This is a genomic window from Pedobacter sp. WC2501, from assembly GCF_052682415.1.
The window spans coordinates 381,409-402,082 of record NZ_JBQZFI010000001.1; the positions used below are offsets into that span (position 1 = coordinate 381,409).

Annotated in this window: 18 protein-coding genes; 12 read left to right on the forward strand and 6 right to left on the reverse strand. The window is 37.4% G+C overall.

The features are described from left to right. Positions 1-5: 5 nt before the first annotated feature. Positions 6-983 carry a DUF4271 domain-containing protein gene (locus tag ACUN24_RS01635; RefSeq protein WP_445560963.1) on the reverse strand — a complete coding sequence of 326 codons (978 nt, stop codon included), beginning with the start codon at positions 981-983 and terminating at the stop codon, positions 6-8. A 263-nt stretch (positions 984-1,246) separates the two neighbouring features. Here ACUN24_RS01635 and hemW point away from each other — a divergent pair, with 263 nt between their 5' ends. The 6 genes from hemW to ACUN24_RS01665 all read left to right on the forward strand — a co-directional run bounded on the left by hemW (position 1,247) and on the right by ACUN24_RS01665 (position 6,945). Further along, entirely contained in the window at positions 1,247-2,380 is a 1,134-nt protein-coding gene (hemW, locus tag ACUN24_RS01640; protein ID WP_445560964.1) for a radical SAM family heme chaperone HemW, read from the forward strand. Between the two features lie 98 nt (positions 2,381-2,478). Then, positions 2,479-3,261, forward strand: a complete 783-nt coding sequence (locus ACUN24_RS01645) for an SDR family oxidoreductase (RefSeq protein WP_445560965.1) — start codon at positions 2,479-2,481, stop codon at positions 3,259-3,261. A 324-nt stretch (positions 3,262-3,585) separates the two neighbouring features. Then, positions 3,586-4,137: a fasciclin domain-containing protein gene (locus tag ACUN24_RS01650; RefSeq protein WP_445560966.1), complete on the forward strand. Its 552-nt coding sequence runs from the start codon at positions 3,586-3,588 to the stop codon at positions 4,135-4,137. A gap of 304 nt (positions 4,138-4,441) precedes the next feature. Then, the gene (locus tag ACUN24_RS01655) at positions 4,442-5,227 is read left to right on the forward strand and encodes a DUF3050 domain-containing protein (RefSeq protein WP_445560967.1); all 786 of its coding nucleotides are present in this window, start codon (positions 4,442-4,444) and stop codon (positions 5,225-5,227) included. A 127-nt stretch (positions 5,228-5,354) separates the two neighbouring features. After that, entirely contained in the window at positions 5,355-6,233 is an 879-nt protein-coding gene (locus tag ACUN24_RS01660) for a cupin-like domain-containing protein (RefSeq protein WP_131529445.1), read from the forward strand. A 97-nt stretch (positions 6,234-6,330) separates the two neighbouring features. Beyond that, complete coding sequence (locus ACUN24_RS01665) at positions 6,331-6,945, forward strand: sugar O-acetyltransferase (protein WP_244094991.1); 615 nt, start codon at positions 6,331-6,333, stop codon at positions 6,943-6,945. A 153-nt stretch (positions 6,946-7,098) separates the two neighbouring features. Here the strand turns inward: ACUN24_RS01665 and ACUN24_RS01670 are convergent, their stop codons facing one another. Both ACUN24_RS01670 and ACUN24_RS01675 read right to left on the reverse strand, forming a co-directional pair. Continuing rightward, positions 7,099-7,533 carry a hypothetical protein gene (locus ACUN24_RS01670; RefSeq protein ID WP_445560968.1) on the reverse strand — a complete coding sequence of 145 codons (435 nt, stop codon included), beginning with the start codon at positions 7,531-7,533 and terminating at the stop codon, positions 7,099-7,101. Positions 7,534-7,657: 124 nt separating this feature from the next. Further along, entirely contained in the window at positions 7,658-8,083 is a 426-nt protein-coding gene (locus tag ACUN24_RS01675) for a YybH family protein (protein ID WP_445560969.1), read from the reverse strand. 93 nt (positions 8,084-8,176) lie between these two features. On the opposite strand from ACUN24_RS01675, the gene ACUN24_RS01680 reads away from it, so the two are divergent. From ACUN24_RS01680 to ACUN24_RS01700, 5 genes are all read left to right on the forward strand, one after another. Continuing rightward, on the forward strand, positions 8,177-9,058 hold the full coding sequence (locus ACUN24_RS01680) for a carbohydrate kinase family protein (RefSeq protein WP_445560970.1): 882 nt from the start codon (positions 8,177-8,179) through the stop codon (positions 9,056-9,058). A 295-nt stretch (positions 9,059-9,353) separates the two neighbouring features. Further along, complete coding sequence (locus ACUN24_RS01685; RefSeq protein ID WP_121284053.1) at positions 9,354-10,451, forward strand: vWA domain-containing protein; 1,098 nt, start codon at positions 9,354-9,356, stop codon at positions 10,449-10,451. A gap of 90 nt (positions 10,452-10,541) precedes the next feature. Beyond that, positions 10,542-12,029, forward strand: coding sequence for a magnesium chelatase (locus tag ACUN24_RS01690; protein ID WP_445560971.1), 1,488 nt, complete (start codon positions 10,542-10,544; stop codon positions 12,027-12,029). Positions 12,030-12,063: 34 nt separating this feature from the next. Next, a complete protein-coding gene (locus tag ACUN24_RS01695) occupies positions 12,064-12,813 on the forward strand; it encodes an AAA family ATPase (protein ID WP_445560972.1) in 750 nt (249 codons plus the stop codon). A gap of 58 nt (positions 12,814-12,871) precedes the next feature. Next, positions 12,872-14,113: a metallophosphoesterase gene (locus ACUN24_RS01700; protein ID WP_445560973.1), complete on the forward strand. Its 1,242-nt coding sequence runs from the start codon at positions 12,872-12,874 to the stop codon at positions 14,111-14,113. A gap of 98 nt (positions 14,114-14,211) precedes the next feature. Here ACUN24_RS01700 and ACUN24_RS01705 read toward each other — a convergent pair whose 3' ends face one another. From ACUN24_RS01705 to ACUN24_RS01715, 3 genes are all read right to left on the reverse strand, one after another. After that, entirely contained in the window at positions 14,212-14,901 is a 690-nt protein-coding gene (locus ACUN24_RS01705; RefSeq protein ID WP_193424223.1) for a response regulator transcription factor, read from the reverse strand. A 96-nt stretch (positions 14,902-14,997) separates the two neighbouring features. Next, positions 14,998-16,671 (reverse strand): sensor histidine kinase, encoded by a 1,674-nt coding sequence (locus ACUN24_RS01710; protein ID WP_445560974.1) that lies wholly within the window; start codon positions 16,669-16,671, stop codon positions 14,998-15,000. Between the two features lie 2 nt (positions 16,672-16,673). After that, complete coding sequence (locus ACUN24_RS01715) at positions 16,674-18,557, reverse strand: S9 family peptidase (protein WP_445560975.1); 1,884 nt, start codon at positions 18,555-18,557, stop codon at positions 16,674-16,676. Positions 18,558-18,786: 229 nt separating this feature from the next. On the opposite strand from ACUN24_RS01715, the gene ACUN24_RS01720 reads away from it, so the two are divergent. After that, on the forward strand, positions 18,787-20,610 hold the full coding sequence (locus tag ACUN24_RS01720) for a tetratricopeptide repeat protein (protein ID WP_445560976.1): 1,824 nt from the start codon (positions 18,787-18,789) through the stop codon (positions 20,608-20,610). Positions 20,611-20,674: the final 64 nt, after the last annotated feature.

Consider the following 20,674-nt stretch of genomic DNA (forward strand, 5'->3'; position numbering starts at 1 on the left):
TCCTGCTACAGTCCTATCGTTTTAATTAGTATTAGGACGGGACATATTTCGAGGGCGCAAAAGTACAAAAATAAATGCATTTTAGAAAACTTATTATTAGAAAGTATCGTTATACCTGCCCGCAAAAGCTGAAAAGTAAAAATGATGCCTAACAACAAGAATGCCAATACGATATAAACTGCACCGTATTTAAGTGGTGACAGGGCAAAAGCAACCACTAAAGGAATAAACAGCAACGATGCATTGAAGTAGCTGAGGTACAAAATTGAGATATATTCACCTACCGGTTTCTGCACATTAAATAGATAACCTAAAAAGCGCAAGAGGATTAATTTTAGCGCATAAAAAACAATTATAGTTATGGATATGCTAAAGAAAAATTTAAACCCATCTTTAGCCTGATACATATCATTCCACTGCGCCACCAGAAAAAAGAACATCCCAAAAACGAAACCAAACTGTACAAAAAGCAACAAAAATGGCCATGAGCTAAAGAGGTTATCTTCTTTGTTAATATTATTCAAAATCCTGTTACTAAAAAACGATTGAACGATTGCCGATAGCTGCTTCGAAAAAGCATTTTTCAGAATCGCAAAAATGATAAGCATTCCAAAAATAAAGCCCAGCAAACCTACGTTTCCCTTAGGGATTTTTGTACCCAGTTGGTAAGGATTAGCTTTTTTCTTTAAATGCTGGTATTTCTGGTGCCATGCCCATAAATCCAGCTTTGGAGAAAGATATTCCTTTTCAATAGTATCTAAAAGTGCGCTTTTATTAATTAAACGATCAGGAAGTACCCAGGTGTGGCGAATTAATGAATCGGTAGTAAACTTCTGTTTGGCCAATGTTGCAGAATCAGGCCGGTATCTTTTATATTGGTATTGATTTGCAGCTACACTATCAGTTTGAACAGGAATTTCTTGTGCTGCTACAAAATGAGCAGCGTATACAAACGCAAACAAAAAGAAAATAAATTTCGGCATGCTGTAAATCAAAACTTAAGAATGCAAAAGTAGTCGAATAATCATTGTTTACCTAAAGAAAATAAATGGATTGATGAAGAACTTATTTAGGAACAATGACTACACACCTAATAAGCATCTAAAAAGTAAAGCTATTACTTGACAAAAACAATTAAAAAGCAAAGCTATTACTTTACTTTATTAGGATTTGGTAATTTCAATACGTAATCACCGATCATATATTATGACAATAAAGAAAACTTAACTTCGCTATCTTTGCATCAATGTCTGGTATCTATATTCATATCCCTTTCTGTAAAAAGGCTTGTCACTATTGCGATTTCCATTTTAGCACCTCTTTAAAATATGCTGACGAAATGGTGGAGGCAATTTGCAAGGAAATAAAAATGAAAAAAGACCGGATTAGCGGTCAGGTGGGAAGCATTTATTTGGGTGGCGGCACCCCCTCAATTTTATCTCAGGTGGATTTGCAAAAAATTTTTGACGCCATTAACCACACTTTTTCGGTTGACGCAAACGCTGAAATTACCATCGAAACCAATCCTGATGATTTAACCGCTCAGAAGTTAAAAGAACTCAAACAATTGCCGGTTAACCGCTTTAGTGTGGGCATTCAATCTTTTTACGATGAAGACCTGACCTGGATGAATCGGGCACACCAGGCCCAAGAAGCGGAAGACTGCATCAGGAGAAGTCAGGATGCTGGTTTTGAAAACTTAACACTTGATCTGATTTACGGATATCCTTTATTAACGGATCAAAAATGGTTAAACAATATCCAAAAGGCAATTGAGCTTGAGGTTCCGCATATTTCGGCCTACGCCTTAACGGTTGAACCCCGGACAGCTTTAGCCCATGCCATTAAAAATAAAAAACAAACACCCGTAAGCGATAACCAAAGTGCAGCTCAGTTTGTAATTTTAATGGATAAACTGGTTGACGCCGGATTTGAACACTACGAAATTTCAAATTTTGCTAAGCCAAACCACTATGCTGTGCACAACACCAATTATTGGAAAGGCGTAGATTATATTGGCATCGGTCCATCGGCACATGGCTTTAATGGACAGAACCGTTATATGAACCCTGCTAATAATGCCTTGTACATGGAAACATTGGGTCATGGCAAGCTTCCTGAAATTGTTGAAGAACTGAGTTTAAACGACAGGTTTAATGAATACATCATGACTTCGTTAAGAACGATGTGGGGAACTGATTTACAAAAAATAAATACCGATTTCGGTAAAGATTTTTTAGAAGAGACAAAACATAATCTTAAAAATTTCGAAGATAAAGACTGGCTGATGATTGATGGCGATAAGATTTGTTTAAGTCAGAACGGGAAATTATTTGCCGATCATATTGCTTCGGAATTATTTGTTGTAGGAGATGAATGAGTGAATTGAGAAGGATTGAATTAGAGAATGACTGATTTAGCGATCAAAACAACATTCACTCATTCAAAACTCAATCATTCAATAATTAATTAAAATATATGTCAAAAATTGTATGGATTACAGGCGCATCATCAGGTATTGGCGAAGCCTTGGTATATGAATATTTTAAAGCAGGCAACAAACTGATTATTTCAGGAAGAAACCGCGACGAATTGTTCCGCGTTAAAGGAAACTGCCAAAATTCATTTAATGTCCACGTTCTACCATTCGATTTAAGCGAAACAACTACACTCGAAAACAAAGCTGCCGATGCCATCCGTATTTTTGGTAAGATAGATCTATTGATCAATAGCGGAGGTGTGAGCCAGCGAAGTTTAGCCTTAGAAACCAACCTGGAAACTGAACAACAAATTATGAATACCAATTTTTGGGGAACGGTAGCATTGAGCAAAGCAGTTTTACCCTCAATGATTGCAAATGGTGGTGGACAAATTGCCGTCATCAGCAGTTTGGTTGGAAAATTCGGCACAAAATTCCGTTCTACTTATGCTGCTTCTAAACATGCATTACATGGGTATTTTGATTCGCTCAGATCAGAAGTTTACGACAAAAACATTGATATTACGATTATCTGCCCAGGATTTATTAAAACCAATGTAACCTACAATGCGCTCACCGAAGATGGCAAGCCACTAAATATCATGGGCGAAGCACATGAAAATGCGATGACACCTGCCGATTGTGCCAAACAGATTGTACAGGCCATCCGTAATAAAAAAGAAGAAGTTTACATTGGTGGAAAAGAAACGAAAGCGGTCTTATTGAAACGCTTTTTTCCAAAGCTTTTTTCTAAAAAGGTGAGAACGGCGAAGGTGAATTAACCAGGCGTTTTGCGGTTGGCGTTAAGCGTAAATCGCGGATTTCAAAAAGCAAGCGAATAGAAATAAAACCAACTTAACTAAACCCGGTTGAAGCGATATACTTTTGGTGTTATTCTGAGCGTAGTCGAAGAATAGCCAAAAGATTAAGCGAAAAACGGGAACCGCCTACCCGAAGAACCACTAACTCATTTTTACAAATCAAAAAAAATAAAAATTAAACAACTAATAATCAATTACTTAAATAATAATTTTCATTTCTAAAAACCAAGTATCTGTAAGCCGTCGTAAATGGAATCAAATAACAGAAACTTAAAATTAGAAATAATGAAAAATTTAATCTTATCCGTATTTGCCGTAATTACAATGGCATTCACAACACAAGTTTACGCTCAGAAAAATCCAATGGTTGGTGGCGCAGCAATGTATGCAACTAAAGATATTGTAGACAATGCGGTAAATTCAAAAGACCACACTACTTTGGTGGCAGCAGTTAAAGCTGCAGGTTTAGTTGAAACTTTAAAAAGTGCTGGTCCTTTTACTGTTTTTGCACCAACAAACGCTGCGTTTGATAAACTTCCTGCAGGAACTGTAGACAAGCTGGTTAAACCAGAAAACAAAGCAACCCTGACTAAAATTTTAACTTACCACGTTGTTGCCGGTAAAATGGATAGCAAAGCAATTGCAAAAGCAATTAAAGCTGGCGGTGGCAAAGCCGAACTTACAACAGTAGAAGGTGGTAAACTTTGGGCTTGGATGGAAGGTAAAAAACTAGTTCTAAAAGACGAAAAAGGTGGAATGAGCACTGTAACCATTGCAGATGTTTACCAGAAAAATGGTGTAATCCATGTTGTTGATACTGTTTTAATGCCGAAATAATATTTAATATATCCTTATCATCAACACAAACGTTCTGGCGAAAGTCAGAACGTTTGTGCTTTTATATAAAAGAGAAGACTGAGCCAAGCCTCTTTTTAATTTAGAAAAAATATTGACTAAATTTTTCATCATTAATTACTCGGGATAAAAGGTTGTATAACTTAATTTTACCGCGTAAATTCGCAGACTTTTTGGTAGCTACTATCAATATAAGTACCTACAGCAAAAAGAATAGAAGCGAACGATTAAATTGGGTGATGAGGTTTGGATTCCAAACTCAACACTCCATACACCAAACTTAAGTATGCATTCCAATATTATAAAAATCCAAAAAGAAATAGAGCCACTTAGGCAAGAGATTATTAACCATAAGGTTTATTCGGCAATTAGTGAACTGGAAGACCTCCGCATTTTTATGGAACACCATATTTTCGCAGTTTGGGATTTTATGTCGCTGCTTAAGGCTTTACAGATTAACCTTACCTGCACCAGCTTGCCTTGGTTCCCGGTTGGTGATCCGGTTACGCGACAATTGATCAATGAAATTGTTGCGGGAGAAGAATCAGATGTAGATGCTGGTGGCGCTATTAAAAGCCATTTCGAACTTTATTTGGATGCCATGGATCAATGCAGAGCAAATACAAAACCCATTAATGATTTTTTAAATGCCTTAAAAAATGGCAAAAATTTTAATGAAGCGTTTGAAATTGCCGAAGTACCTGCAACTGCAAAAGATTTCGTGAATGCTACTTTCGAAACCATTAATAGTGGAAAAACACATTTACAGGCATCAAGTTTTACTTTTGGCCGCGAAGATTTAATTCCAAACATGTTTTTTAGTTTGGTAAATGACTTGAATAGCACTCAAGCTGACAAAGTTTCAATCTTTAAATATTACCTGGAGCGCCATATAGAAGTGGATGGCGATCACCATAGCCATTTAGCACTCTCCATGACGGAAAAGCTTTGTGAAAAAGATGAAGCCTTTTGGATCGAGGCAGAAGAAACCGCAAAACAGGCATTACAAAAAAGGATAGACCTTTGGGATGCTGCTTATGCTGAAATTGTTAAAAATAAAGTTGAAGCCTAATTATTAAATTGTTAAGTATTTGCTAATTTAGATTACGTGATTTTAGTCACATTTACCTGTTAACATCAATTTTGTAAAATAAAATTTACACATTTGTTGTTCGGCACAAATAACCGATTTTAAGCGCATGAGTTTCATTTTAAAACCTGTTGATATCGTTGAGAGCATCACTCCCGAAGATTTTAAGAAAAATTATCTGAAAACCAAACGTCCGTTAGTAATCAAAGGCCTAACTAAAGATTGGCCTGCCAGAGAAAAATGGACAACTGAATATCTAAAAGAAATTGGTGGCGAGCTTGAAGTTCCACTTTACGACAACTCCAAAGCCGATCCGTCAAAACCAATTAACGCCGCTACGGCACACATGAAATTTGGCGATTACCTTGACTTAATCAAACGTGAGCCAACCGAACTGCGTATATTCTTTTTTAACCTGTTTAAAAAAGTACCTAGTTTAATCAATGATGTAAAAATCCCTAAAGATTTAATGGGTGGCTTTATTGAAAGTATGCCTGCCATGTTTTTTGGTGGTTCTAACTCGGTAACGTTTTTACATTACGATATCGATTTACCACATATTTTCCATACCCACTTCGGCGGTAGAAAACATATTGTCTTATTTGATAATAAATGGAAAGACAGATTGTATTGCCTTCCAAATGCAACTTATGCTTTGGAAGATTATGATGTAGCCAACCCTGATTTCGAAAAATTTCCGGCACTAAATGGTGTTGAAGGTTATGAAGTTTTTTTAGAGCATGGCGATACTTTATTTATGCCAACCGGAATGTGGCACTGGATGAAATATCTTGATGGTTCATTCTCACTTAGTTTAAGGGCTTGGGATCAATCAATTACACGTAAGGTAGCCAGCGTTTGGAGCTTATTTACACATGGTGCAATTGACAGCTTGATTAAAATGACTTTCAAAGAAAAATACGCCCATTGGAGAGAGAAAAAAGCAGTTAAAATAGCTGAAAAGGCTTTAGCCAAAGGCAGACCGTAAAAACACTAATAATTAAAATACAACGGGGCATTGGTAACGATAGCCCCGTTTTTGTTATTATTGCAACTCACAGTGCAAATTAAAAATCAGATTACGAATGGATACCAATATACTTACTGAAAAACAAAAAATGCTGGCAGGCAAAGCTTATCAGGCTGGAGGCGAAGAACTTTCGAAAGAAAGATTAAAAGCACGTGAAATTGTTTTCGAGTTTAATAACCTTGCACCAAAATTTATCAAGCAGCGAAAAGAATTATTAAAAAGATTGTTCGGAAAAACAGAAAGAATGTTTTATGTAGAACCCCCGTTCAGATGCGATTATGGGTATAATATCGAAATTGGCGATAACTTTTATGCAAACTTTAACCTTGTTATTTTAGATTGTGCCAAGGTAAGTATTGGTAACAGCGTTTTTATTGCACCAAATGTAGCCATTTATACTGCCGGTCATCCAATGCATGCGCATTTAAGAGATCAGGAATACGAATGGGCACAAGAAGTTACTATAGGCAACAGTGTTTGGATCGGTGGAAACGTAGTGATTAACCCCGGCGTAAAAATCGGATCGAATGTGGTTATCGGATCAGGAAGTGTGGTTACGAGGGATATTCCTGATAATGTTTTTGCTGCAGGAAACCCATGCAGGGTTATCCGCCAGTTAACAGATGCGGATAAAGATTATTACTATAAGGATTTTAGGTTGGGCGAGTAAATAATCGTCACCGTTTGCAACGGGGATGCATGAGAAGGGCGATTTTATCGCCCTTAAATACTGCTACAGCATTAAAATACTCAACTTGCCAGTCGCAGTTAAAAATAAGGACATATTTAGATTAATTGTCCAACTTTAATTATTAATAACCTCTCAATAATCTACCTTAAAAGAGCTGATCATCGAATCGACTAGCTTTTGATGATTCTTAGCTTCTATTGCTTCGCCAAAGAACATGAAAGAATAGGTTTTACCTTTGAGTTTAAAAAGCGTGATACTCCCAATATTTCTATTTGCTATGATTGAGGTTTCAAAACCGATCCTAAGCACGTCTTTATTTCCAATTTTAATACCACGGGCGGTATCGAGTAATACAAATGCTATCTTTCTTTGCTGATAACTACTTCTGCAAGAACGAATAGTTTTTTCCAGGAATGAGTTTAGATTAAGGTCTTTATTAATTTCCGTCAAAATCAGATAAGCATCCTTGCTTAAGGGCTCATCATTTTCCGCGGAGATCAGGCGGATACCTTTTGCTCCTTCAACCGCCCTGTCTTTTTTTATTTTCCAATATTTGTTAGGTAACATGAAACTCAGCCCGCTTTTTTTATAAAGTACAGGTTGATCTTTACGACTTGAAGAGTAATTGCACGAAGCAAACAGTAGCAAAGAGATGATGACTCCAAATATATTTTTCACTTGTAAATACTGCTTATGAACTATGATCGGCAACTACTTTCCATTCACCTTTAATCTTTTTAATTAAAAGGGTAAAATAACCTTTAAGTTCGTCTTTTTCTCGTTTAACATTCCAGCTGCCCAATACAAAAGCCAGATCAGGATTTAAAAAATCGACTTTTTTAATTCCAAACACTAAAAAACCCATTGCCGATTTATCCGGATAGCCTTTTTTATAATTATCAAGCGTTTTTTGCCAGCCATAAGTTGCTCCGCTTTTACCTACAAAAAGTAAACTATCCGATTTTTCATAGCCCTGCATAAAGGCTTCAACATCTCCTTTGTTCCAATCTGTACGTTGCTTTTCTAGTAAATTAAGTATGGCCTGTTTATCTTTCGCATTTTGAGCAAAAGCGCTAAAGGAAGCTAAAAACAATGCAATTACAAGTATTTTTTTCATGGTTAATTGAGTTGAGGTAAAAATTAAAGATATGAAACAAATTATTTTGTTCAATGCGTAAAAATTCTTTATTTACGTATCTATAAATCTTCTATGCAAAATAAAGTAATCACGATTGGCGAAATACTCTGGGATGTTTTTCCAGAAGGCAAAAAAGCTGGCGGCTCGAGCATGAACGTTGCGCTTAATTTACACAAACAAGGGATAGAGAGCCGCTTTATTAGTGCCATAGGAAATGATGAAAACGGCAAGGAACTATTCAATTTTCTAGCCAGCAATCATTTTGCAACAGATTTGATTCAAGTTAACCATGAATTACCAACCAGTACAGTGGTGGTACAGCTGGACGAAAATCATCAGGCTACTTATACCATTAAACAACCCGTGGCATGGGATGAGATTAAAATCACCGAGGAAAACACATCAGCTGTAAAACAGGCAGATGCATTGGTATATTGTAGTTTAACCTGCAGGGAAGAAAAATCTAAAAAAACCATTCTGGCACTTTTAGAAAATGCCAACACTAAAATATTCGACATCAACCTCCGGGCTCCTTTTTATTCAAAAGAATTAATTGGGAAGCTGTTGGCAAAAGCAGATATCCTTAAAATAAACGAGGATGAAATTGTTTGGGTAAAAGAATCGTTTGGTTTAACGGGCAATACTGATGAACAGTTGTTAAAACAGCTATCCAGTCAGTTCAATATTGAAATCATCTGCCTGACATTAGGTGATAAGGGTGCTTGTGTTTTAAAAGATGGTAAATTGTTTAAACATGCTGGTTACAAGGTACAGGTGGCCGATACTGTTGGTGCAGGAGATGCCTTTTTAGCCACATTTATTGCCTGCTACCTGCAAGGTTATCCCATGGAAACCACTTTGGATAATGCCTGCAAAGTTGGCGCATTTGTAGCATCGCAGCCTGGTGCAAATCCTGAATATAATAAAAAGATTTACCACATGGCGCTGGGATAAGCTTTTATAAGACCTTATAGGTTTTGAAAACCTATAAGGTCCCTGTCTATTAAAGCGGTGGGTTTTGCGTTAGGGATTGTAAGGGTTTAGTACCGATCCTTCATCGGTACCGGAGCGAAGCGCAGCCCTGCAAAACCCGCCCCCTTGCGCAGCTTGGGGAACGCCCTGATCAGTTTGACAGTTTCCAGTTGGCAGTTTTCAGCTTTTACCTTTCTTCTTGCCTCCAAATATGACACCGCGCTTAAATTAATGCAAAGCGAAACTTTTATCTTCGATAAATCGTTAATATAAGCACATGAGAGGTTTTCGTTTTTCTGATTATAAGCCGGGCGATGCGCCAAAGGGTGGGTTTGATGAGTTGCTGAAATTATTCAGCGAACTGCTGAATTATACAGCCGGAGATGCGGCGGAGGCTTTAAGCTGGCTGAACGAACTCGACAAACAATATAAATTAACCAATAATGATTATGGCATCGGTAATTTTATCGACGATCTGAAAGACAAAGGTTATCTTACGGAAGACAATCAATCCGGAGAGTTTAAAATTACAGCCAAAACAGAACAGACCATCCGCAAGTCTGCCTTAGACGAAATTTTTGGCAAACTGAAAAAATCTGGTCGCGGTAACCACAACAGTAACCAATCTGGTATTGGCGAGGAGAAAAATGCGGACAGGCGTGAGTATAGTTTTGGCGATAGTCTGGATCAGATAGATATGACTGCTTCTATTCAAAACGCTCAGATTAATCACGGAATTGGCGATTTCACTTTAACAGACCGCGATCTGGAAGTAGAAGAAAAGGATTTTAAAACCCTAACTTCTACGGTATTGATGATCGACATTTCGCACTCCATGATATTATATGGCGAAGACCGCATTACCCCGGCAAAAAAGGTTGCCATGGCTTTGGCTGAGCTCATTAAAACGAAGTATCCAAAAGATACTTTAGATATTGTAGTTTTCGGAAATGACGCCTGGCCGATTAGTGTTAAAGACCTGCCTTATTTACAGGTTGGCCCTTACCACACCAATACTTATGCAGGATTAGAATTGGCTGCAGATTTACTCCGTAGAAGAAAAACCCATAATAAACAGATTTTCATGATTACGGATGGAAAACCAACCTGCTTAAAGGAAAATGGCAAATACTATAAAAACAGTATGGGTCTGGATAGAAAAGTAATTAACAAAACCCTGAACATGGCGGCGCAATGTAAGCGTTTAAAGATTCCAATTACTACATTTATGATTGCGAAAGACCCTTACCTGCAACAGTTTGTGCGCCAGTTTACCGAAATTAATGGTGGCAGGGCTTTTTATAGCTCGTTAAATGGCTTGGGAGAGTACATCTTTGAAGATTACATTAAAAATAGAAGAAAAACTGTAAAATAGTCGAAATTCTTTAGTCCGAAGGCGGAAGATATAGTGCAAACGCTAATTATCCAAACTTTGGACATCGGAATCTCAGATAAATAAAAAAAAATGCAAGAAAAAACATTAGGCGAATTAAAAACTACAGGATATAAATCGAGATCTGTAAAAGAAGAGCTCAGAGAAAATCTGATTAAAGTCCTGCGTGATAAGAAAACAGAGTTTGAGGGCATTATCGGTTATGATGAAACGGTAATTCCTGAGCTGCAAACGGCCATTTTGTCGCGTCATAATATTTTACTTTTAGGCTTACGCGGGCAGGCAAAAACACGTATTGCCCGTTTAATTGTAAACTTACTGGACGAATATGTACCTTACGTTGCCGGAAGTGAAATTTTTGATGACCCGTTGAACCCAATTTCATGGTATGCTAAAAACGAAATTGCCACTAAGGGTGACGACACCGAAATTGCCTGGTTGCACCGCAGCGAAAGGTATACTGAAAAACTGGCAACCCCAGACGTTACGGTTGCCGATTTAATTGGCGATGTTGACCCTATAAAGGCCGCTACCCTAAAGTTAACCTATAATGATGAACGTGTAATCCACTTTGGTTTAATTCCACGTGCACACCGCAGCATTTTCGTGATTAATGAGCTACCCGATCTACAGGCACGAATCCAGGTGGCATTATTTAACATGTTACAGGAAAAAGATATCCAGATCCGCGGTTTCAAATTGCGTTTGCCTTTGGATATTCAATTTGTATTTACTGCAAACCCTGAGGATTATACCAATCGCGGAAGTATTGTTACCCCGCTAAAAGATAGGATTGAAAGTCAGATTTTAACCCATTACCCAAAGACTGTCGAAATTTCGCGCAAAATCACTTTCCAGGAAGCCAAATTAACAGCTGATCAGAAAGCCAATATTGAGGCTGATGGGTTGGTGAAAGATTTGATAGAGCAGATTGCTTTCGAAGCCCGTAAAAGTGAATATATCGACCAAAAATCGGGTGTATCGGCGAGATTAACGATCTCTGCTTATGAAAATTTAATCAGCACCGCCGAAAGAAGAATGCTGATCTCAGGCGAGAAAAATACTTTTGTACGTTTATCTGATCTTGCAGGAATTATTCCAGCCATAACGGGTAAAATAGAACTGGTGTACGAGGGAGAACTTGAAGGACCAGCTCACGTAGCAACGACCTTAATAGGTAAGGCAGTTAAAACCTTATTTGCCCGTTATTTCCCCGACCCTGAAAAGGCAAAGAAAAGTAAAACGGCAAATCCTTATACTGAAGTAACCGAATGGTTTACTGAAGGCAATAATGTTGATGTTACAGATACTTTAACCAATTCGCAATACAAGAAAGCATTAATGCTGGTACCGGGCTTATACGATCTCGTCAGGAAATTTCATCCCAAACTGAGCGAAAACCAGACGCTGCTCTTAATGGAATTTGTATTACATGGTTTAGCCGAATATTCACAACTGAGCAAAAACTTTTTAAATGGTGGCTTCGGCTTTTCTGATATGTTTGGCAGTTTATTTAACGCCGAATTTGACGAAGAAGAGGATGAAGACGATTTTAGGTAGATATTTTTAGCTTCGCTACAAATAATAATAATTAATGGAGTTTAACGGATATCTTTTATCGCTGAGGTTAAAACAAGAGAACCTTCCTAATGGATATCCGTTTAATATTCCATGCTTAAAATCCTTTGAAAAATTAGACTTCCATCCTAATGTTACATTTTTTACCGGTGAAAATGGGGTTGGAAAATCGACTCTGATTGAAGCCATTGCGGTAAGCTTAGGTTTTAATGCCGAGGGTGGAAGTAAAAATTTCAATTTTACAAGTAAGGCAACACACTCAGAATTACATCATTATTTAACCATTAGCAAAAGTTTCAGAAAACCCAAAGATGGTTTTTTCTTACGGGGCGAAAGTTTTTATAATGTTGCAAGTGAGATTGACAAACTTGATGAAGAACCATCCTTCGGACCAAAACTTATAGAATCATACGGAGGTGTTTCTTTGCATGAACAATCTCACGGGCAATCATTTTGGTCACTATTTATGAACCGATTTGGCGGTAGCGGTGTTTATATTCTGGATGAACCCGAATCTGCCTTATCAGCCACGAAACAAATTGCAATGCTATCAAAACTTGACAATTTGATTGATAAAAATGCACAGTTCATTATCACAACTCATTCCCCGATTTTGCTCGCTTATCCAAATGCAACGATTTACGAAATGGCAGATGGTAAAATAACGAAAGTAAAATATGAGGAATCTGAGATCTACAGGGTTTATAAATCCTTTTTAGACCATCCGAAGCGAATTTTAGATAATTTATTTAGTTCAAATACTTAATTTAGACGGATCATAAAAACCTGCCTTATTTTTTAATTTAAATCGAATAACCCGATATATGGGAAGATTACCTTTCATCATTGCAGCCTGCATACTCATTACAGCTTTTGATATTTATTTTTTTAAAGCCATTGTTTCAGTTTTTAAATGGAAACCAAGAACGAAAAAAATCTTCGGTATTTTATACTGGAGTTATAGCATTCTGTTAATTATTGGCGTTTTCGCAGGAATTTACCTTAATCTTTTCCTTACGCTTAGAGCCATCATTCTAGTCGCTTTCTTTTTAACAGTAGCCTGTAAAATGGCGATGCTGCCATTTCTGATTCTGGATGATTTACGAAGATTATTCATCAAACTTTTTAGAAAAAAACAGATCATAGAAGATCAGCCAATTAGCGCGGCAGAACCCATATCACGTTCACAATTTTTGGTAAAAGCAGGCTTAGTTGCTGCTGCCGTTCCTTTAACCTCATTAAGCTGGGGCATTATTTCTGGTGCTTATGATTACCAGGTGAGAAGGGTTAACTTAATTCTTCCTAATCTGCCAAAGGCATTTGATGGCATTACCATGGGGCAAATTTCTGACATTCACTCGGGCAGTTTCTACAACAAAACCGCAGTAAAAGGCGGTGTGGAAATGTTATTGGGAGAAAAGCCTGATTTTATCTTTTTTACCGGCGATTTAGTAAACAACCTCACCAACGAAGTAAGAGATTACCAGGATATTTTCTCGAAAGTAAAAGCACCACTAGGCGTTTATTCATCTTTAGGAAACCACGATTATGGTGATTATTATTTCGGCAAGGAGTCATCGCCAGCTAAAGTAAAAAACCTGAAAGACATGGTTGATGTCCACAAAATAATGGGTTACGACTTATTGATGAACGAAAACCGCAGACTGAAGGTTGACGGAGAAGAAATCGGCATTTTAGGTATCGAAAACTGGGGAATGGGTCGCTTTCCAAAATATGGAAAAATGGAACTTGCCGTTCAAAATACGGATGATTTACCTGTTAAACTTTTGTTAAGTCACGACCCATCGCACTGGCGCGGAGAGGTTTTACAGAAGTACCCTCAAATCGACGCCATGTTCAGTGGCCACACGCACGGCATGCAGTTTGGCGTTCGATTAAAGGAGATGCAATGGAGCCCGGTGCAATACATTTACAAAGAATGGGCTGGTTTATATCAGGAGCAAAAACAACAGCTTTATGTTAACGTTGGCTACGGCTTTTTAGGTTATCCGGGCAGGGTTGGGATTTTACCTGAGATAACTATTTTTACTTTGAAAAGAGCTTAGACTAAAAATGATTGAATTTCGAATGAGTGAATGATTGAATATTTTGGTATGACGCCTAAACATTCTCTCATTCAAAACTCAATCATTCAATCTTTTTCTTATCCCGCGTTAAAGCGATAACCTACTCCCCTAACAGTTTGTAACAACTGCGGATTATCAGGATTCAATTCTATTTTTTTACGCAAGCGCACAATATGCATATCAAGCGTTCTGGTATTCACATCAGAGTTGTAGCCCCACACCACCAACATTAATTCATCACGGTTGATTACTTTGCCTGGATTACGCAGGAAATAAAGGAGGATGCGGTTTTCCAATATCGTTAATTCGATTTTCTTTCCATCCCTAAACAATGTATGGATGTTAGGGTGATGTTCCATATTGCCAAAACGGTGAATTTCAGCAGAATCTTTGTTTACAATAAACTTCACCTTGCTCTCCAACATGGCTACCAAAACATCCATATTAAATGGCTTGGTAATATAATCAGATGCACCAAAATTATAAGCATCAATTTTATCTACATCCTGAGCCTTTGCGGTCATCATAATCACCAGGTTTTCGAAACCTTGCTTGCGCACATTCTCACAAACCTCTGCACCCTGTTTGCCAGGCATCATCCAATCTAATAAAACAATATCAGGCTGATCGGCTAAAATCATTCTTTCACCAGCTTCGCCATCATTTGCTTCGAGCATAGTATAACCTTCAGCCTTTAAACGGTGGGCGACCAGAAAGCGAAGATTTTCATCATCTTCTACGATTAATATTTTTACTTCTTTAGACATTTATGTGTGTTTATATTGTAATATTGAAATGTTGCCATGCTTGAAGGTTAATTCAACTTTACACCTTCCAACCTTTAACTCTTCAACCTCTAAAATTTAACTATTGTATGGCAACACGATTTTAAACTCCGTACCGCTTCCTACTTTACTTTTTACAGAGATTTCTCCCTCCATAAAGTTAACCAGTTCTTTGCAGAATGCCAAACCCAGGCCTACGCTACCCATCTGGTTATATTCATTCTGTATCCTGAAAAACTTCTTAAATATATTGTTTAATTCTGACGATGCGATCCCTATCCCTTTATCGGCAAAGCGGAAAACCAATACTCCTTTAATCAGCTTTGCGCTAATGTGTAATTTTTTCTGTTCTGGTTTTGAATATTTGTAGGCGTTCTCCGCCAGGTTATCGAATAAACTCCCTAATAACACCGGGTCGGTAATAAAGGTTTTAAAGCCAACCACCTCGTATGTCATTTTAAAATCAGGGTGTTTTAACGTATGCGATTCAATCGTACTTTCAATAAAATCCACAATATTAACTTCTTCCTGGTTCAGTTTAATTGCCTTATTTTCAATCTGGGTAAAGGCCAGTAATTTATTCATTAAACCATTCAGTTTGTCGGCTTCTTCGTCCAGAATCTTGCCGTAGAGCTGCTGCTCTTTTTGACTTAATATAGCAGCACTTTTAATATTGTTTCCCGCAATCTTAATTACGCTAACGGGCGTTTTAAATTCATGCGTAAGGTTATTCACAAAATCGTACTGCAACTTAAACATTTTACTATTGATGTTCAGATTACGGTAAATCAAAAAAGCAACCAATAAAAGCACCCCATATACCAGCAACAACACCAGGGCAATTGGCATGAAGTAAATAAAAATTTCTTTCTTGATGTAAGATTTTGATGAAATGAGGTATAACTTAAAATCAGAAAATGCACCCGGCAGCGCTATTTCAGTATTAATATTTTCGTCTGAGGTATCAATCGGATCATACGTTAGCGGTTCAATCCTGATCGTTTGGTACAACAATGGCCTGGTATTGATGATTTTAATTTTATGTGCATCAAGATTAAAAACCAGTACATCCTGTTGATAAACAGGTGCCGGATTTAACTTCCGCCTGATCATCTCTTTATAAACCCTTAAATCCTCCCGTCGGGGAATATTTAAGTAAGTGATTTTATTTTCATTAGAATTAACAATAGAAAAGTTGGTAAACAGTTCTTCTTGTGTAGGTACTGATACGGTATCAAGATCTTCAACAAAAGTGGCAAGTTTAATTGCGATTGCATTAAAATCACTTCCCACATTAAAAGATCTCGTATCATCTTCTGAATACAACTTTACCGAATCGGGCTTTACCCCTTTCCCAAACTGCAAAATAGCTTTTGGACCAATACCCAGATGATTTGCATTGATCCCATCTTTAACAGGAATATTCTTTACTTCTGTATCGTAAAAAGTAACCTTCGAGATAAAAGGATATTTTAACATCACAGTATCTACAAATTTTGCTGCAGTAGAAGAATCCAAATAGCCATTGTAATAAGAAATCTCAGGCATTTTATTCTGGAAAAAATCATTATAAGGCTTAATACTCTGTTCAAGCACATTTACCTTTTCGGAAACAAAATCATTCTCTATTGATTTTTTGCTATAGTTGAACGCAAGGAAAAGCGATAGGATAAAAAGAATGGAGATGAGTACAATGAAGGTTATACCCAAGGAGAAATTTTTACGGTAACTGCTTTTTTTATCTAAGGCCATACCTATTTCTTACCTAGATTTTCTTTTAAAAACTCTTCCAGGGCTTTGTACAAAGCCGTTCTGCTTTGCTGGCGCACTACAGGATCAGGACCTTCCTCTTTCTCGATATAAGTAACCTGAACATTTCTTTTTTTAAGTTCTTTGATAAACTGTACCCCTTCTGCTACATTAACACTTGGGTCTTTAGGGTTTTGGGCAATAAAAACAGGAGACCTGAACCGGTCTGCATGAAACACAGGTGAAGCAAAACGCATATAATCGGTTTCGGTTATCGGATTGCCTACAATTTCATAATACATCTGTAATTTGGCCTTTAAAAATGGAGGAAAAGTTTTCAGGTAACTAAACAGGTTAATCACGCCAGAATTTGATCCGCCACACTTATAAAGATCGGGATTTTTATACAAACAATTTAAAGCAATATAGCCCCCAAAACCATTACCGTAAATGGCAATTTTTTTAGGATTGGCAATTTTTTCCGTAACCAGCCATTTAACACCGTCGTTAACATCTTCCTGTATTTTATCGCTCCATTGTTTAAAACCTGCTGCAAAAAATGATTTTCCATAACCGGTAGATCCGCGGTAATTTACCTGCAAAACGGCATAGCCACGGTTGGCTAAAAATTGTACTTCAGCATTGTAGCCCCAGCTATTTCTCGATTTAGGACCATTATGTGGCAGCACAACTACAGGTAAGTTAACCGCCTTTTTATTTTTAGGTAGGGTTAAATAGCCATTAATTGTTAAACCATCGCGGCTTTTGAAACTGATCGGCTTCATGGCATTCATATCTTCCGGTTTAATGGAAGGACTCACATCGGTAAGCTTTTTAAGCCTTTTGTCAACGGCCGTATACAAATAATAAGAACCTGGATTTTTATCGGTAAAGGTGCGTATCACAAAAACTTTATCCGTTTTATCCCTATCAGTAATTATCCATTCGGTACCGGGTAAAAGTTTATCAATCCTTGAGTAAGCCACTTTTGTACTGTCATCAAGGTAAAATTTTTCTCTTTTCCAGGTTTCGCAAGTTGCAAAAAGCATTTTTTTCCGGAAACGGGAGTAGGTTGCATCTACTACGTTTAAGGTATCGTTTGCAAAAAGAACCTGTTTTTCTTTACCGTTTTTTAAATCAAGCGCTACCAATGCATTTTTATCGCGGTTAACACTTGAGATCGCATAAAGCACATTGGGTTGATCTTCTGAAAAGGCAATTGGCTGAAAAGTAGTTTCGAAATTATTGGTAATTACGGGTGCAAAAGCCTGATTTTCCTTTTCGCGGTACAGCAAGGTTTCGTTCACCCCATCGCTGGCAATGGCAATTTTAAGAACACCTTTACTATCGGTCATCCATTTAGTAATATTACCAGGATTTTTTGCAGCGATCTCCATTTTCCCATCACGCACGTTTAAACGGTACACATCAAAAACGGTCGAATCGCGTTTATTGGAAGCTACAATAATATATTTATCGTCAATCAGTTGATCCTCTATCACCCTCAGCCTGTTTTTTTCATTAGCACTCAACTGCACCTGCTTGCTCCCATCTTTATTGATCACAAAAATATCAGACTTGCGTTCTTTAGATCCATCCTCGGTATAATAAATCAGTTCATTGTTACTGGTCCAGAAATGGAAACTGATATTCTTGCCATTCAGATGGGTTAGCTGAATGCTATTTCCAGTAGCTATATCCTCAGCAAAAAGATCAAGTTTTTTATCATGAAGCTTTAAATAAGATAAACTTTTCCCATCCGGAGAAATGCGATAGTAGGCTTTATCCTGCGTTTTAAAAAAATCGTCCACAGGAATAGTATCATGGTTTGTGCCTTTACAAGCCCAAATCAATGCAACCATTAACAAGAGAAAAATCCTTTTTAGCATAAATAAATTCCTTATGGGATGGCAAAAATAAGCATCACAACTACTTAACCCCGATTTACACCAACAATGTTACCTTATGCAATCAATAATAAGTCGTGGTTCAATTTAGTATTTATAAAATATCTACAAAATAAAATACAGGTAACATTTAAAATACGTTTAATATCAATTGGCGGTTTAGCTAAAGAAGTATTAAAATGTTACATTTAAAACTTATAATTTAGGGTTTATGAACCGCTTGTTTTTCATCGTAGTCTTATTTCTATCGCTTGGGGCCAATGCGCAGATCTTTCGTCCCAATCAGCAGGTTGCACCAGATGAAAGTAGTCTGGCTATTCAATATTATCAGGATGGAGAATATGAAAAAGCAGTAGTGCTGCTCGAAAAACTTTATGCTATCCCTAATAATGAGGCTTATTTCGACATTTATTTTAATACGCTATTAAAATTAAAGCGTTATGATGTTGCCGAAAAAGTAGTTAAACGTGAGGTTAAAAAAAATCCACAAAGCGAGCTTTATCCCATAGCCCTGGGCAAACTTTACCAGGAAAAAGGCGATGTACAGGCAGCCAACAAAATTTTTAATGAGGTAATTTCAAAACTGCCAAAAGAAGAATTCAGGATCAGAAACCTGGCCAACAGCTTTTATCGTTTCGAAAATTATGATTTTGCTGTTCAAACCTTTAAACAAGGACGAAAATTGCTGGGTAACGAGCAGGCTTTCACTTTCGAACTGTTGAATATTTATCGTTTTAAAAAGGATAAACCAATGCTCATGCAAGAGTATCTTGATGTACTTGCAGCGATGCCACAGCTTTTACCACAGGCAGAAGCTGTACTATCTTCTATTTTTGAAGATAAAAACGATTATCAAACTTTTCAGACAGCCATTTTAAAAAAAGTACAGAAAGAGCCTGATGCCGAAATTTATATCCAGTTACTTACCTGGAACTATATTCAACAACAGGAATTTGACATGGCCCTGCGCCAGCTTATCGCATACGATAAACGTACCAAAGCTGACGGGGGTACCCTGTTTAACGCCATTTATACCTTTGTTGATAATGGCGCTTATGAAACAGCGATTAAAGCCTACGATTATCTGCTAACCAAAGGGAAAGATAATCAGTATTATCTTCCTTCAAAAATAGAAATGCTGAATACCAGGTACAACTTACGTACTACAGGGAAATATACAGTTGCGGATCTTGATCTGCTGGCGAAAGACTATCAGGCATTGTTAAGCGAAAACGGCAAGAACAGGAACACACTTTTTGCCATAAAAAAACTGGCAAACTTGCAGGCTTATTATTTAAATCAACCCGGCAGTGCTGAAAAAGAACTGGAAGAAGCAATAAAAATGCCTGGGATTAACGATCAGGACTTAGGCCAGCTAAAACTCGATTTAGGCGACATTTACATTTTAACCAACCAACCCTGGGAAGCTTTTTTAGTGTACGAGCAGGTAAGCAAACAGTTTGAAGGTCAGCCTGTAGGCAACGAAGCCCGTTTCCGCAGCGCCAAACTCTCCTTTTATCAGGGCAATTTCGAATACAGCAATGGTCAGTGTTTGGTTTTAAAGGCCGCTACTTCACAACTGATTGCCAATGATGCATTAAACCTGAGTTTATTGATTAGCGATAATATCCAAACACCAGCTGATAGCAATGCCTTAAAAATGTATGCTGATGCAGAGATGCTTTTATTTAGAAATCTACCCGAAAAAGCAGTAAAAAAAATGGATAGCATTGCGATTGCCTATCCTCAAAATAGCTTAACTGATGCTATAATGATGAGTAAAGCGCGGATTTTTATTAAAGCGAACGATTTTCAAAAAGCTGCTGATATCCTCAAAAAAGTAACCGAAGATTTTAAAGAAGGGATCTGGACAGATGATGCACTATTTACACTAGGTGATCTGTACGAAAAGAAACTGAACGATATTGCACAAGCGAAAATATATTTCCAAAAGCTGATTACAGATTATCCTGGAAGCATGTTCAGCGCTGAGGCGAGAAAAAGATTTAGGAATTTACGGGGAGATGGGGTTTAATTAGTTCAGTGGTTCATTAGTCATTGGCTCATTCGTAATGGTTAATGAACTCCAACGCCTATCT